The organism is Pseudomonas sp. GW821-FHT07E12 (genome assembly GCF_058986605.1).
In genome coordinates, this window is record NZ_JBYSVX010000020.1 from 1 (window position 1) to 13,162 (window position 13,162).

Here is a 13,162-nt window from a genome sequence, read left to right on the forward strand (position 1 = left end):
CCCCCCCCCCCCCCCCCCCCCCCCCCCCCCCCCCCCCCCCCCCCCGCTCCTACGAGGCATCGCGCTGTTGTCGGTGGTACTGCCCGTCCAAAACGAGCAAGGGCAGCCGCACGAATGTCTCGCCTTACCGCTCGACGATCGCCACCACACCCATGCCGCCGGCGGTGCAGATCGACACCAGCGCGCGGCCGCCACCACGTTGTTTCAGTTCCTTGGCGACGGTGGCGATGATGCGCGCACCGGTGGCGGCAAACGGGTGGCCGGTGGCCAGCGAGGAACCCAGCGGGTTGATCTTGCTCGGGTCGATCTGGCCGAGCGGTGCGTCCAGGCCGAGCCGGTTGCGGCAGTAATCCTCGCTCTCCCAGGCGCGCAGCGTGCACAGCACCTGCGCGGCGAAGGCCTCGTGGATCTCGTAGATGTCGAAGTCCTGCAGGGTCAGGCCCTGGCGCTTGAGCATCTCCGGCACCGCCACGGTCGGCGCCATCAGCAGGCCCTCGCCGTGCACGAAATCGACTGCGGCGACCTGCGCATCGCGCAAGTACGCCAGCGGCTCATGGCCATGTGCTCGCGCCCACTCGTCACTGGCCAGCAACACCGCGGCGGCACCGTCGGTGAGCGGGGTCGAGTTGGCGGCGGTCAGCGTGCCGCGACCGGACACCTTGTCGAACGCCGGCTTCAACGTCGCCAGCTTTTCCAGCGAGGTATCCGCACGCAGGATGTTGTCGCGGCTGACGCCACGGAACGGTGCGATCAGATCCTCGAAGAAGCCGCGCTCGTAGGCCGCGGCCAGCTTCTTGTGCGAGGACACCGCCCACTCGTCCTGCGAGTCGCGCGAGATGTTCCACTCCTTGGCCATGTCCTCGCAGTGCTCGCCCATGCTCTTGCCGGTGCGCGGCTCGGCCACGCCGGGGAACTCGGGCTTCAGCTCGTTCAGGCGGAAACCGCTCAGGATCGTCTTGATCTTGTCGCCGGTGGTCTTGGCACGATTGGCGGCGAGCAGGCGCGCGCGCAGCTTCTTGCCATAAACGATCGGCACGTCGGAGGTGGTATCCGAGCCGCCGCCGATGCCGGAGTCGATCTGGCCCAGCGCGATCTTGTTGGCGATGTGGATGACCGTGTCCAGCGAGGTGCCGCAGGCGCGTTGCAGGGTGATGCCCGGCGTCAGCGGCGACAGCCCGGAGGACAGCGCCGCCTCGCGCGCCAGGTTCCAGTCCGAGGAGTGCTTGATCACCGCGCCCATCGCCACTTCGCCGAGCTGCTGCCCATGCAGCCCGAAGCGTTCCACCAGCGCCCCGAGCGTGCGCACCGACATGCCGAGATTGCCGACGTCCGAGTAGGCGGTGTTCTGGCGGCAGAACGGGATACGGACGCCGCCCAGGATGGCGACGGGGCGAGGAGAGGACATCGAGGAACCTGGCATGGATGGAAGACTCGGGATGGCCTGCAAGGGGACGCAGGCATAATGGTCAAAGTGTAGCTTCGACCCTGTGATGGGCCAACCGCAAACCATGAGCACGACTGATCCCGGCAGCACCGCCCTCGGCGTACTGGCCCTCGAACTGGCCGGCGGCACCGTACCGCGCGTGGCCGCGCTTTCCTCCGAACAGGCCGGCACGCTGGCCGAGCACGTCGGCCGCGACCTCGCACAGTGGGTGCCGCAGGTGCGCGAGCTGGAGCTGAGCCTGGCCGCGGCGCATTTCGATCCGGCCGAGGTACTGCGCCCGGGCTGGTCGATGCACCGCCGTCTGGATGAATTGCAGGCGCGTGCGCCGGGCCGCGACCAGGGCCCGCGCCTGCTGGCGTTCGGGGCCGATGCGCAGGGCGAGGTGCCGTTGCCGTTCCAGGCCGATGCCGCACTCAGCGGCGGCAGCCTGCGCGTGCTGCCGTTCCTGCTCAGCGGCGATCCGGTCCGCGTGCGGCAGGTCGCCGAGGCACTGGAGGACGTGCTGCTGGCGCAGGGCATGGCGCAGGCCGATACCGCGCTGCTCGCGCAGGACGCGTTCGGCGCGCGCATCGAACACGCGCGCTACCTGACCGTGCACGACCTGGCCGCGATGGTGTCGATGCAGTACGACAACCAGGGCCTGGCCGCGTTGTGGCCGCTGATCGAGACCGCGCTGCTGGCACCGCAGCACGAGGAATGGCTGGATGCGCCGCCGGAACCGCTGCTGCGCTACGTCGGCGGTGAAGTGCGCATGGCATTGTTCGATCCGGCCAGCTGGTGCGCGCACTACGGACACGACCGCAACGACTGCGAACGCCTGGAAGCCGTCTACGAACAGTTCCTGGCACGCCAGCGGCAGATGGCCGCGGTGCTGGAAGCACACAACATTCCGGTGCTGTACGTACACGTCGAGAATGGCCAGGACGCGCGCGCGGCGTTGGCCGGCGCGTAAAGATCGAAGCATCCCGTAGACAGGGCGAGCAACGCAGGCTCGCTCAGCGGGATCGATGCGAACAGAGGGCAGGCCTGACATGAGCATCCGCAGCGGCGTCCTGGCGGACCATTCCATCCTGGTCGAGATCTGGCATCGCGCCGTGTGCGCCACGCACAGCTTTCTCAGCGAGCGCGATATCGAGGAACTCTATCCGCAGGTCAGGGATCTCTACCTGCCGAGTGTCGCGCTGTGGGTGGAAGAAAGCAGCGAAGGCCGCATCGCGGGATTCATCGGCGCCAACCAGGCGCAGGTGGAGATGCTGTTCGTCGATCCCGAACTGGCCGGCCAAGGTGTCGGCACGCGCCTGCTCGACCATCTCAGGGCACAACATCCGCACCTCAGCGTGGACGTCAACGAACAGAATCCGCGTGCGCATGCCTTCTATCGGCGCTACGGGTTCAAAGACGTCGGCCGCTCGGAAACGGACTCGGCCGGGCGGCCGTTTCCGCTGGTGCACATGGCGTACTGATCCACGCCGTACAAGACCCGGATCACCGCAGAGCCGGGCTTGTGCCCGCATCCCTTTCAGGGGATCGACTGAGCCCGGCTCTACGGTTGCGCGTGCTTACGGATGGGTCGTGATCACGCCGCAGCCCAGGCGGCCGCCGGCGTTGCCGGTGGGCTGGGTCTTGTAGTCGTCCGGATCGGCGTGGACGATCACCGCGTGCCCGGCGATGTCGTAGGCATCGCCCTTGCCGAGATTCACGTTGCTCGACACCGGCCCGTCGATCGTCGCGTTGCCCTGCGCATCGGAAACGATGTTCGGCATGTCACCGCCGTGGTGCGGATCGCTGCTGATGCTGCCGTGTTCGCTCTGCGCCGGATTGAAGTGGCCGCCGGCACTGGAACCGTCCGGCGCGCTGCAATCGCCCTTCTCGTGGATGTGGAAGCCATGCTCGGTATTGGGCTTCAGGCCGCTGACCTGGCCGCTCACGTGCAAGGCGCCATTGACGATCTTGAAGGTGACCGTGCCGTTCACCGTGCTGTCCTTGGTCGGCTTGATTTCGGCGGTGGCACTGACCGGTGCCGGTTGTTCGGTGCCCGTCGGCGCCGGCGCATCCGGGGTGTGGCCTTCGGCGTGCTGGTCAGCGGGCGTGGCGGGCGCGGCTTCCGCTGCCGGCTGCTCGCGCTTGCAGGCGACCAGCGCCAGTGCGGTGGCGATGAAGAGGGTGGTCGGGATCATGCGCATCGAGGTTGTCTCCTAACGTAGCGGGGCTTGTGGCCCACGGGCAGGGTCGCCGCTCAGCGCGCGACCTTGATTACGCCGCAGGCCACGCGGACGCCGGAATTGCCGGCCGGCTGGCTGCGGTAATCGTCGGGATCAGCATGCACGACCAGTGCCCGACCAAGGATGTCGGTGCCGGCACCACCGCCCAGGCTGGCGCCCTGCAGCACCAGATCGATGTGCGCCAGGCCTTCGCGGTCGGCGACCAGGTTGTCCATGTCGCCGAGGTGATGGTTGTGCGTGCCGGCGCGGCCATGCTGCGCGCCGCCCGGGTTGAAATGGCCGCCGGCGCTGCTGGCATCGACCGCGCTGCAGTCGCCGCGCTCATGCACGTGGAAGCCGAAGTTGCCACCCGGGCGCAGCCCACCGATGGTGCCGGTGATGCGCACGCCCTGCATCGCCGGCAGCAGCACCACCCGCCCGCTGACCAGGCTGCCGGACGCGGACGCCAGCGCGGCATCGGCCTTGGCGACCGAGGGGGTCACCGGTACCGGCGCCGGGACGGAAGGCGCCGGGGGCGGCGTGCTGCTGCACGCGCCGAGGGCCAGTACGAATCCTGCCGCCGTGACTTTCCAGACTCCTCGCATCGAACCGTTCCTCCGCAGCGTGCCAGCCATGCCGGCGCACCTGCGCCATCAAGGGCGCGGGATCAGCGTCGCCGGCGTCCCGGGCCCAGTTTACGCGTGACGGTGTTACGGCCCACGCCCAGCCTGGCGGCGGCCTCGGCGCGGCGGCCCTGGGTGAATTGCAGCGCCACTTCCAGCAATGCCTTGTCGAAACGCTCACGTGCCTCGGCATGCAGCCCCTGCGCGCCCGCATCCAGGCGCTGACGCGCCCAGTTGGCGAGCAACGCGTCCCACTCGCCATCCTCGACCGGTCGTGCCGAGCGCCGGCTCGGCGACAACGCCGCCTCGACGTCGGCCGCATCGATCACGTCGGCGGTGGCGAGCGCGGCCAGGCGCCAGCACACGTTCTCCAGCTCGCGCACGTTGCCGGGCCAATCGTGCCGGCGCAGGGCCTCGAGCGCGGCCGCGGACAGGCGCTTGGACGGCATGTCGAGCTTGCGCGCGGCCATCGCCAGGAAGTTCTCGGCCAGTTGCGCCACGTCGGTGCGACGCTCGCGCAGCGGCGGCAGCTGCAGCCGCACCACGTCCAGTCGATGCAGCAGATCGGCGCGGAAGCGGCCCTGCTCGACCAGCGCTTCCAGATCCTGGTGGGTGGCGGCGATCACGCGCACGTTCACGCGGATCAGCTCACGCCCGCCCACGCGGAAGAATTCATTCTCGGCCAGCACGCGCAGCAACCGGGTCTGCAACGGCAACGGCATGTCGCCGATCTCGTCGAGAAACAAGGTGCCGCCATCGGCCTGCTCGAAACGGCCGATGTGACGCTTGGCCGCGCCGGTGAACGCACCGGCCTCGTGACCGAACAGCTCGCTTTCCAGCAATTCGGCAGGAATCGCAGCAGTGTTGAGCGCGACGAACGGCTTGCGCGCGCGCGGCGACTCGTTGTGCAGCGCGCGCGCGACCAGTTCCTTGCCGGTACCGGTCTCGCCGTTGATCAGCACCGACAGCGGTGCCTGCGCGAGCCGGCCGATCGCGCGGAACAGCGCGCGCATCGGCGGCGTGTCGCCGATCAGCTGGGCGTTGCCTTCGGCGATCGGCGAGATCACCGCCGACGCATCGCGTTCGTCGGCATCGGGCAGTGCGCGTGCGGCCAGCGCGACCGCATCGTCCAGGTCGAACGGCTTGGACAGGAACTCGTGCGCGCCGCCGCGGAACGCACCGGCGGTGCTGGCCACGTCGGTGTAGGCCGACATCACGATCACCGGCAACTGCGGGTGCTTGGCCTTGAGCTTGTCGAGCAGCACCAGGCCGTCATCGCCGGGCATGCGCACGTCGGTGAACAGCAGGTCCGGCACCGGCCGCACCGCCAGTGCCTGCAACGCAGCCGAGGCGCTGTCGAAGCCGTCCACGGTGTAGCCGGCATCGCGCAACGCGGTGGACAGCACGAACCGCACCGAGCGGTCGTCGTCCACGACCCAGATGCGGTGCGCGGCGGGATCGGCATCAGCCATGGTGGTGCTCCTTGTCGTGCTCGCCGGTCAACTGCGGCAACAGCAGGGTGAAAACGGTATGTCCGGGACGCGAGCGGAAGGTCAGGGTGCCGTGGTGCTCGCGCGCGACCTGCTGCGCCAGCGCCAGCCCCAGACCGCTGCCCTCGGCGCGGCCGGAGACCAGCGGCAGGAACAGGTGCTCGGCCAGCTCCTCGGGCACGCCACGGCCGTCGTCGACGATCTCCAGCCGCAGCGACATCGCATGCACGCGGTCGCGGATGCGCTGGCCGTGTTCGACGCGGGTCCGCAGCGTCACCACGCTGGCGCCGGCCTGGATCGCGTTGCGCACCAGATTCCACAGCGCCTGGGTCAGACGATCGGCGTCACCAAGGATCTCGGGGATGCTCGGGTCGTAATCACGCTGCAGGCGCACCGACCAGCCGCCCTCACTCTCGGCCAGGCGCAGCACGCGCTCCAGCACCGCGTGGATGTTCAGGCCCTCGTGCGGGTGCGCCGGCGAGGGTGACAGCAGCCGTTCCAGCAGGGTGTTCAGGCGCTCGATCTCCGAGCCGATCAGCTCGATCAGTTCGCGCTCGTCCTGATCGCGGTTGACCGCACGGCGCGCCAACAGCTGCGCGGCCCCCTTGAGCCCGGCCAGCGGGTTGCGCAATTCGTGCGCCAGGCCCTTCAACGCCGCGCTGAGCGCGCTGGGCAGGGCGTGGGTGGGATCGAGCGCGGGGAATTCATCGACCGGGTGCGCTTCCAGCAACCAGCCGCCGTCATCCAGCCGGGTCAGCCAGCCCTCGGCGAAGCGCGGGGTCTCGCCCGGCAGGCCGATCGCGACCCGGTGCAGGCGCAGCACGTCGCGCTCCTGATTGATCAGGAACCGCGCCAGCGCGTCGCCCTGCATCTCCAGCGAGGCCAATGGCTGATCCTGCACGCGCCGGGCGCTGACCCCGAGCCAGCGCGCGAACGCCGGGTTGACCCCCAGCACGCGGCCATCGGTATCGGCCCAGGCAACCGGAGTGCCGAGGCTTTCGAGCGAAGGGAACAAGGCCGCCGTCATGCGCATTGCACCAATGTAGTGCAACGCGCCAGGGCCGCGCCTGAACGCGCGTCAGCGTTGGCGTTGCTGACGCAGCAGCGAGTAAAGGATGCGGGCGTCGCCGGCGTCGAGCGCGTCGCCGAGGTCGTCACGACCACGGAAATGCCGGTGGAACGCGCGTACCGCAGCGGCGGGGTCTGCGAGCGGATAGCCCAATGCCTGCAGGCCCAACCAGGCATCGAAACCGGCTGGCGCGGGGCCATCGGCAGGGTCGGGCCACAGGCCGAAGCCGGCTGCGGCGAGCTGGTCCCACGGGAAATAGCGGCTCGGATCGGTCTTGCGGCCCGGCGCCAGGTCGGCATGGCCGATGACCTGGCTGCGCGGGATGCGCAGGCGCGTGCACAGGTCGTCGAGCAACCGCAGCAACGTGGCGATCTGTTCGGGCGCAAACGGTTCATCACCATTGTTGTCCAGCTCGATCCCGATCGAAGCCGAGTTGACGTCGGTGATCGTGCCCCAGCGGCCGGCGCCGGCATGCCAGGCGCGCTCGCTGTCGGGCACCAGCTGGTACAGCGCGCCGTCCCGGCCCACCAGATAGTGCGCGCTGACCGGCCCGCCACCATTGCGGGTGCGCAGCGTGTGCAGGCTCTGCTCCACCGAGTTCTGCTCGGTGTGGTGCAGCACGATCAGCAGCGGCTGGCGCGGGTTGTGATTCGGCGATGGCACCCACTGCGCCATCGGATTGCGCGCCACATGCGCGCAGGCGCCCAGCAGCGTCGCCATCAACAGCAGCGACAGCAGGCGGGAAAAACCAAACAGGATGCGTGCGTCCATATCCCATTGCAGCGACGACCAGGCCGTATTGCAAGCCGCGCATCGCGGCGGAGGGAAGAACCAGCACAACAGCGGCGGGGCGGACGGGCATGGCTGCACCTTGATAGAACGAGCTCCAGGTACTCCGCCCCAGGGAGCCCCAACATGACAGCGGCATCAAAACGTTCCGCGAAAAACCGCCGGCCCGCGGGCGAACCCGTGGGCCGGCGCAAACTTGCTTACGACTCGTAGGCCGATTCGCCGTGCGAGGTGATGTCCAGACCCTCGCGCTCGGCGTCTTCGGAGACGCGCAGGCCGAACACGACCTTGGCGATCAGGAAGGCAACCACCGACACGACACCGATCCACACCACGGTGACGCCGACGCCGGTGGCCTGCACCAGCACCTGGTGGCCCATGGTCACGCCCTCGGCATAGCCACTGCCGCCCAGCGCAGCGTCGGTGAACACGCCGGTCAGGATCGCGCCGACGATGCCGCCGATGCCGTGCACGCCGAACACGTCGAGCGTGTCGTCAGCGCCCAGCAGCTTCTTCAGGCCGGTCACGCCCCACACGCAGATCACGCCAGCGGCCACACCGATCGCGATCGCGCCGAACGGACCCACGGTACCCGCGGCCGGGGTGATGCCGACCAGGCCGGCGACCATGCCCGAGGCCACACCCAGCGCCGAGGACTTGCCCTTGGTGAACTTCTCGGTCAGCGACCAGGCCAGCACCGCAGCGGCCGTGGCGAGCATGGTGTTGAGGAACGCCAGCGCAGCGGTGGCATTGGCTTCCAGCGCCGAACCGGCGTTGAAGCCGAACCAGCCCACCCACAGCAGCGAGGCACCGGTGAAGGTCATGGTGACGTTGTGCGGCTTCAGTGCGACCTGGCCAAAGCCAATGCGCTTGCCGACGAAGTACGAACCCACCAGACCGGCCACGCCCGCGTTGATGTGCACCACGGTGCCACCGGCGAAGTCCAGCGCGCCCTTGGCGAACAGGAAGCCCGGGGTCGACCACACCATGTGCGCCAGCGGCAGGTAGCCGAAGGTGAACCACAGCACGGTGAACAGCAGCACCGCGGCGAACTTCACGCGTTCGGCGAACGCACCGACGATCAGCGCGCCGGTGATGCCGGCAAAGGTCAGCTGGAAGGTGACGAACACGTACTCCGGCAGCTTGAAGCCCTTGGAGAAGGTGTCAGCCAGCGTGGTTGCATCCACGCCCTTCAGCAGGGCCTTACCCAGCGTGCCGATGAAGGCGCCACCGTCGGCAAAGGCCAGGCTGTAGCCGTAGAGCACCCACAGGATCGCGATCAGCGAGAACACCACGCCGACCTGGATCACCACCGACAACACGTTCTTGGCGCGCACCATGCCGCCGTAGAACAACGCCAGGCCGGGCACCACCATCAGCAGCACCAGCATGGTCGAGGTCAGCATCCAGGCGACGTCACCCTTGTCGACGACCGGCGTCGGGGCGGCTTCGGCGGCCGGGGCAGCAACAGCGGCTGGCGCGGCTTCCGGCAGCGGCTCGGTGCTGACCGGTTCGGTCGGCGCCGGCGTGGTCTGGGTCGCACCATCCTGCGCATGGGCGGTGCCGGCGGTACCGAGTACGGCCAGGGCGCTGAACAGCATCAGCATGCAAACAGCGTAGAACCGGGTCTTCCACCCGGCAGCAAGACCAATCTTCATAACGAGGCCTCCGAGTGGGGGTTAGAGCGCGTCGGCGCCGATTTCGCCGGTGCGGATGCGCACGACCTGCTCGATCGCGGTGACAAAGATCTTGCCGTCGCCAATCTTGCCGGTGCCGGCCGCGGTCTGGATCGCCTCGACCACGGCATCCAGTCGATCGTCGGTGACGACGGTCTCGATCTTGATCTTCGGCAGGAAATCGACGACGTATTCGGCGCCGCGATACAACTCGGTGTGACCCTTCTGCCGCCCGAAGCCCTTGACCTCGGTAACGGTGATACCCGACACGCCCGCCTGCGAGAGTGCTTCGCGCACCTCGTCAAGCTTGAACGGTCGGATGATGGCGGTGATCAGTTTCATGCGCATACCCCGATGGTGGAAGGAACCGGCCGGCATTGCGCCGACCGGCGTTTTCAAATCACCCGGAACGCCTGGCCGGCGTCCCCCTGTACTGCACGCACCGTTCCCGGACCTCCAGCGGGCGCCACGGCGCCCGCGAACGTGGAGGAGGCGAAGGCCCAAGAACCGGTCCGTTCTCTCTTGCCCCTGGATCGCACCGCACCAAGGCGGTGTTGTTGCCCATCGTTCCTGTCCTTGCGACTCCCCAGCCGCAAGGTAGGTGCAGCGATGGCGAAGGTGGGAGGGGGAGCCTTCGCCATCGCCGCGGTTGCTCAGTTGCCGTAGTACAGCTGGTACTCCAGCGGATGCGTGGCGGCACGGAACTTGGTGACTTCCTGCATCTTCAGCGCGATGTAGCCATCGATGAAGTCGTCGGTCATCACGCCACCGGCCTTGAGGAACTCGCGATCCTTGTCCAGTGCTTCCAGCGCCTGGTCGAGGCTGGAGCAGACCTGCGGGATCAGCTTCTCTTCTTCCGGCGGCAGGTCGTACAGATCCTTGTCGCTCGGTGCGCCCGGATCGATCTGGTTCTTGATGCCGTCCAGGCCGGCCATCATCAGCGCGGTGAAGGTCAGGTAGCCGGACTGCAACGGATCGGGGAAGCGCATTTCGATGCGGCGCGCCTTCGGGTTGGAGACCCACGGAATGCGGCACGAAGCGGAACGGTTGCGCGCCGAGTAGGCCAGCATCACCGGCGCCTCGAAGCCCGGCACCAGGCGCTTGTAGCTGTTGGTGCCCGAGTTGGCGAACGCGTTGATCGCCTTGGCGTGCTTGAAGATGCCGCCGATGTACCACAGCGCCAGCTGCGACAGGCCGCCGTAGCCGTCACCGGAGAACAGGTTGACGCCGCCCTTGGCCAGCGACTGGTGCACGTGCATGCCCGAGCCGTTGTCGCCGACGATCGGCTTGGGCATGAAGGTCGCGGTCTTGCCGTTGCGGTAGGCGACGTTCTTGATCACGTACTTGGTGGTCAGCAGCTCGTCGGCCTTCTTCACCAGCGAGGAGAACTTGGTGCCGATCTCGCACTGGCCAGCGGTGGCCACTTCGTGGTGGTGCACTTCGGTTTCGATACCGACCTGCTCCAGGGTCTTGACCATCTCGGCACGCAGATCGTGCAGCTGGTCGGTCGGCGGAACCGGAAAGTAGCCGCCCTTCACTGCCGGACGGTAGCCGCTGTTGCCGCCTTCGAACTTGGCGCCGGTGTTCCAGGCCGCCTCTTCGGAATCGATCTTGAAGAAGGTGTGGCCCATCTCGTTGCCGAAGCGGACCGAATCAAAGATGAAGAATTCCGGCTCCGGGCCGAAGAACGCCTGCTCGGCGATGCCGGAGGACTTCAGGAAGGCCTCGGCGCGCTTGGCGATGCCGCGCGGATCGCGCGAGTAGCTCTGCATGGTGGCCGGATCGAGGATGTCGCAGGTCAGCACCAGGGTCGGATCGGCGTAGAACGGATCAAGGTAGGCGGTGTCGGCGTCCGGCAGCAGCACCATGTCGGACTCGTTGATGCCCTTCCAGCCGGCGATCGAGGAGCCGTCGAACATCTTGCCTTCCTCGAACAGCGAGGGCTCCACGATGCTGGCCGGGAACGTCACGTGCTGCTGCACGCCGCGCATATCGACGAAACGCAGGTCGATGAACTCGACCTTGTTGTCCTTGATCAGCTTCTCAACATTTTCCGCAGACATCGGAGAAAACCTCGGGTTGGTGAATTGGTGAATTGGCCCGTTCCCTACAGCAATCGCCGTGCCAACCTCCAATCCGGCACAAGCCCTTGATTTGTATGGATATGGTTTCACGCAACACTCACATTCGCGCCACAAAAAGGTGCGCGCGCACTTATTTGCACCAAAATGGTGATTAACCGGTTTCAAAGGCGAGCATGTTCTATGCTTGGCACCCCTCACGCTCCCCCGCGCCTGGCATGTCCGATCTGTTCTCCGCCCTCCTGCTGGGCATCATCGAAGGCCTGACCGAATTCCTCCCGGTGTCCTCCACCGGCCACCTGCTGATCGCCGAGCAATGGCTCGGCCGGCGTTCTGACTTCTTCAACATCGTCATCCAGGCCGGCGCGATCCTGGCGATCACCCTGGTCTACCGGCAGCGGCTGTGGTCACTGGCCACCGGGCTGGGCGAACGCGCCAACCGCGATTACGTGGCCAAGTTGCTCTGCGCCTTCGCGGTGACCGCGGTGGTCGGGCTGGTCGTACGCAAGGCTGGCTGGCAGCTACCGGATACGCTGCAGCCGGTGGCCTGGGCGCTGATCATCGGCGGCGTCTGGATGATGATCGCCGAGCATTTCGCCGAGCGCCTGCCCGATCGCGACACCGTCACCTGGAAGATCGCCATCGCGGTCGGTCTGGCGCAGGTATTGGCCGGCGTGTTCCCCGGCACCTCGCGCTCGGCCACGACCATCTTCGTGGCGATGCTGCTGGGCTTGAGCCGGCGTCCGGCGGCGGCCGAATTCGCGTTCCTGGTCGGCATCCCGACCATGTTCGCGGCCAGCGGCTACGCGCTTCTGGAGCTGTTCCACAGCGGCGGGATCGGCAGCGAGAACTTCACCGACGTCGGTGTGGCCTTCGTTGCGGCGATGGTGACCGGTTTCGCGGTGGTGAAGTGGCTGCTCGGCTACATCAAGTCGCACAAGTTCACGGTGTTCGCCTGGTACCGCATCGTGCTGGGCGTGGCGCTGCTGGTGTGGTTGCCGGCGGCCTGAAGTCACCCGCTCCTCGTAGGAGCGGCTTCAGCCGCGACGGGGCTTTCCCCGTTTGAATCCCCCCAAGGGATGTGCGGGTTTTTGCAGAGGGATCTGCGAAAGCCCCATCGCGGCTGAAGCCGCTCCTACGGTTGATCAAGCTCAATCCGAAACTCGCTGGGGATTCACCCGCGCAGCTTCGGGTTCAACGTGTACGTCCCATGGATCGCCGCCTCGGCCAGCACGTGGCCCTGGATCGCGCGCAGCACATCGCCGGCCTCGAAGCGCGCCGGCAACTCCAGCGTCGCCACGTCCAGCGCGAACAGGCGGAAGAAGTAGCGGTGCAGGCGCAGGTCGTTGAACGGCGGATACGGGCCGTCGTAGCCGAGGTAATCGCCGGCCATGTCGGGATTGCCGGCGAACCAGCCGGTGTAGCTGTTCACGCCCTGGCGCGCGCCGGCCGGCCCGGCCGGATCCGGCTTGCCCTTGATGACGAAACCATCGCTGCAGCTGCCGGCGGCGATCTCGTGCACGTCGGCCGGGATATCGGCCATCACCCAATGCACGAAGTCAGCGCGCGGCTGCTCGACCGGGATCTCGATGTCGTCACGGCCGACCGTTTCCGGCACGGTCGGCACATCCGGATCGATGCACAGCAGCGCGAACGAACGCGTGCCGGCCGGCACCTCGCTCCACGCCAACTGCGGATTGCGGTTGGGCGCGAAGCCCTCCGGCGCACCAGCGGCGAATTCGGCCGCGATCGGCTTGCCGTTCTCAATGCTCTGGCTGCTCAGGCGCAT

Annotated in this window: 13 protein-coding genes; 3 read left to right on the forward strand and 10 right to left on the reverse strand. The window is 67.6% G+C overall.

Annotated elements, in window-relative coordinates; translation table 11 throughout:
• Positions 1-124: 124 nt before the first annotated feature.
• Positions 125-1,405 carry an acetyl-CoA C-acetyltransferase gene (locus tag AC3WJE_RS12400; protein ID WP_493731112.1) on the reverse strand — a complete coding sequence of 427 codons (1,281 nt, stop codon included), beginning with the start codon at positions 1,403-1,405 and terminating at the stop codon, positions 125-127.
• 103 nt (positions 1,406-1,508) lie between these two features.
• Here AC3WJE_RS12400 and AC3WJE_RS12405 point away from each other — a divergent pair, with 103 nt between their 5' ends.
• Entirely contained in the window at positions 1,509-2,396 is an 888-nt protein-coding gene (locus AC3WJE_RS12405) for a hypothetical protein (RefSeq protein ID WP_493731113.1), read from the forward strand.
• Positions 2,397-2,475: 79 nt separating this feature from the next.
• The gene (locus AC3WJE_RS12410) at positions 2,476-2,907 is read left to right on the forward strand and encodes an acetyltransferase (protein ID WP_493731114.1); all 432 of its coding nucleotides are present in this window, start codon (positions 2,476-2,478) and stop codon (positions 2,905-2,907) included.
• 96 nt (positions 2,908-3,003) lie between these two features.
• On the opposite strand, the gene AC3WJE_RS12415 is transcribed toward AC3WJE_RS12410, so the two are convergent.
• The 8 genes from AC3WJE_RS12415 to glnA all read right to left on the reverse strand — a co-directional run bounded on the left by AC3WJE_RS12415 (position 3,004) and on the right by glnA (position 11,355).
• Entirely contained in the window at positions 3,004-3,627 is a 624-nt protein-coding gene (locus AC3WJE_RS12415; protein WP_493731115.1) for a superoxide dismutase family protein, read from the reverse strand.
• A gap of 53 nt (positions 3,628-3,680) precedes the next feature.
• Positions 3,681-4,250, reverse strand: a complete 570-nt coding sequence (locus tag AC3WJE_RS12420; RefSeq protein ID WP_493731116.1) for a superoxide dismutase family protein — start codon at positions 4,248-4,250, stop codon at positions 3,681-3,683.
• A gap of 62 nt (positions 4,251-4,312) precedes the next feature.
• Positions 4,313-5,740, reverse strand: coding sequence for a nitrogen regulation protein NR(I) (gene ntrC, locus AC3WJE_RS12425; protein ID WP_493731117.1), 1,428 nt, complete (start codon positions 5,738-5,740; stop codon positions 4,313-4,315).
• The gene (locus AC3WJE_RS12430) at positions 5,733-6,785 is read right to left on the reverse strand and encodes a two-component system sensor histidine kinase NtrB (protein WP_493731118.1); all 1,053 of its coding nucleotides are present in this window, start codon (positions 6,783-6,785) and stop codon (positions 5,733-5,735) included. The genes ntrC and AC3WJE_RS12430 overlap by 8 nt, the downstream gene beginning before the upstream one ends.
• A gap of 51 nt (positions 6,786-6,836) precedes the next feature.
• Complete coding sequence (locus AC3WJE_RS12435) at positions 6,837-7,598, reverse strand: N-acetylmuramoyl-L-alanine amidase (protein ID WP_493731119.1); 762 nt, start codon at positions 7,596-7,598, stop codon at positions 6,837-6,839.
• A 218-nt stretch (positions 7,599-7,816) separates the two neighbouring features.
• Positions 7,817-9,223 carry an ammonium transporter gene (amt, locus tag AC3WJE_RS12440; protein ID WP_493731120.1) on the reverse strand — a complete coding sequence of 469 codons (1,407 nt, stop codon included), beginning with the start codon at positions 9,221-9,223 and terminating at the stop codon, positions 7,817-7,819.
• 72 nt (positions 9,224-9,295) lie between these two features.
• The gene (locus AC3WJE_RS12445) at positions 9,296-9,634 is read right to left on the reverse strand and encodes a P-II family nitrogen regulator (RefSeq protein WP_140724935.1); all 339 of its coding nucleotides are present in this window, start codon (positions 9,632-9,634) and stop codon (positions 9,296-9,298) included.
• A gap of 311 nt (positions 9,635-9,945) precedes the next feature.
• Complete coding sequence (gene glnA, locus AC3WJE_RS12450) at positions 9,946-11,355, reverse strand: type I glutamate--ammonia ligase (protein ID WP_493731121.1); 1,410 nt, start codon at positions 11,353-11,355, stop codon at positions 9,946-9,948.
• A 236-nt stretch (positions 11,356-11,591) separates the two neighbouring features.
• Between glnA and AC3WJE_RS12455 the strand changes: the two genes are divergently transcribed.
• Positions 11,592-12,383, forward strand: a complete 792-nt coding sequence (locus AC3WJE_RS12455) for an undecaprenyl-diphosphate phosphatase (RefSeq protein ID WP_493731122.1) — start codon at positions 11,592-11,594, stop codon at positions 12,381-12,383.
• A 164-nt stretch (positions 12,384-12,547) separates the two neighbouring features.
• Here the strand turns inward: AC3WJE_RS12455 and AC3WJE_RS12460 are convergent, their stop codons facing one another.
• Positions 12,548-13,162: a YbhB/YbcL family Raf kinase inhibitor-like protein gene (locus tag AC3WJE_RS12460; RefSeq protein ID WP_493731123.1), complete on the reverse strand. Its 615-nt coding sequence runs from the start codon at positions 13,160-13,162 to the stop codon at positions 12,548-12,550.

What these genes read in the sequence shown, in the direction of transcription:
- AC3WJE_RS12400 (WP_493731112.1), bottom strand. Translation starts at nt 1,405, where the DNA reads ATGTCCTCTCCTCGCCCCGTCGCCATCCTGGGCGGCGTCCGTATCCCG.
- AC3WJE_RS12405 (WP_493731113.1), top strand. Translation starts at nt 1,509, where the DNA reads ATGAGCACGACTGATCCCGGCAGCACCGCCCTCGGCGTACTGGCCCTC.
- AC3WJE_RS12410 (WP_493731114.1), top strand. Translation starts at nt 2,476, where the DNA reads ATGAGCATCCGCAGCGGCGTCCTGGCGGACCATTCCATCCTGGTCGAG.
- AC3WJE_RS12415 (WP_493731115.1), bottom strand. Translation starts at nt 3,627, where the DNA reads ATGCGCATGATCCCGACCACCCTCTTCATCGCCACCGCACTGGCGCTG.
- AC3WJE_RS12420 (WP_493731116.1), bottom strand. Translation starts at nt 4,250, where the DNA reads ATGCGAGGAGTCTGGAAAGTCACGGCGGCAGGATTCGTACTGGCCCTC.
- ntrC (WP_493731117.1), bottom strand. Translation starts at nt 5,740, where the DNA reads ATGGCTGATGCCGATCCCGCCGCGCACCGCATCTGGGTCGTGGACGAC.
- AC3WJE_RS12430 (WP_493731118.1), bottom strand. Translation starts at nt 6,785, where the DNA reads ATGACGGCGGCCTTGTTCCCTTCGCTCGAAAGCCTCGGCACTCCGGTT.
- AC3WJE_RS12435 (WP_493731119.1), bottom strand. Translation starts at nt 7,598, where the DNA reads ATGGACGCACGCATCCTGTTTGGTTTTTCCCGCCTGCTGTCGCTGCTG.
- amt (WP_493731120.1), bottom strand. Translation starts at nt 9,223, where the DNA reads ATGCTGATGCTGTTCAGCGCCCTGGCCGTACTCGGTACCGCCGGCACC.
- AC3WJE_RS12445 (WP_140724935.1), bottom strand. Translation starts at nt 9,634, where the DNA reads ATGAAACTGATCACCGCCATCATCCGACCGTTCAAGCTTGACGAGGTG.
- glnA (WP_493731121.1), bottom strand. Translation starts at nt 11,355, where the DNA reads ATGTCTGCGGAAAATGTTGAGAAGCTGATCAAGGACAACAAGGTCGAG.
- AC3WJE_RS12455 (WP_493731122.1), top strand. Translation starts at nt 11,592, where the DNA reads ATGTCCGATCTGTTCTCCGCCCTCCTGCTGGGCATCATCGAAGGCCTG.
- AC3WJE_RS12460 (WP_493731123.1), bottom strand. Translation starts at nt 13,162, where the DNA reads ATGCGCCTGAGCAGCCAGAGCATTGAGAACGGCAAGCCGATCGCGGCC.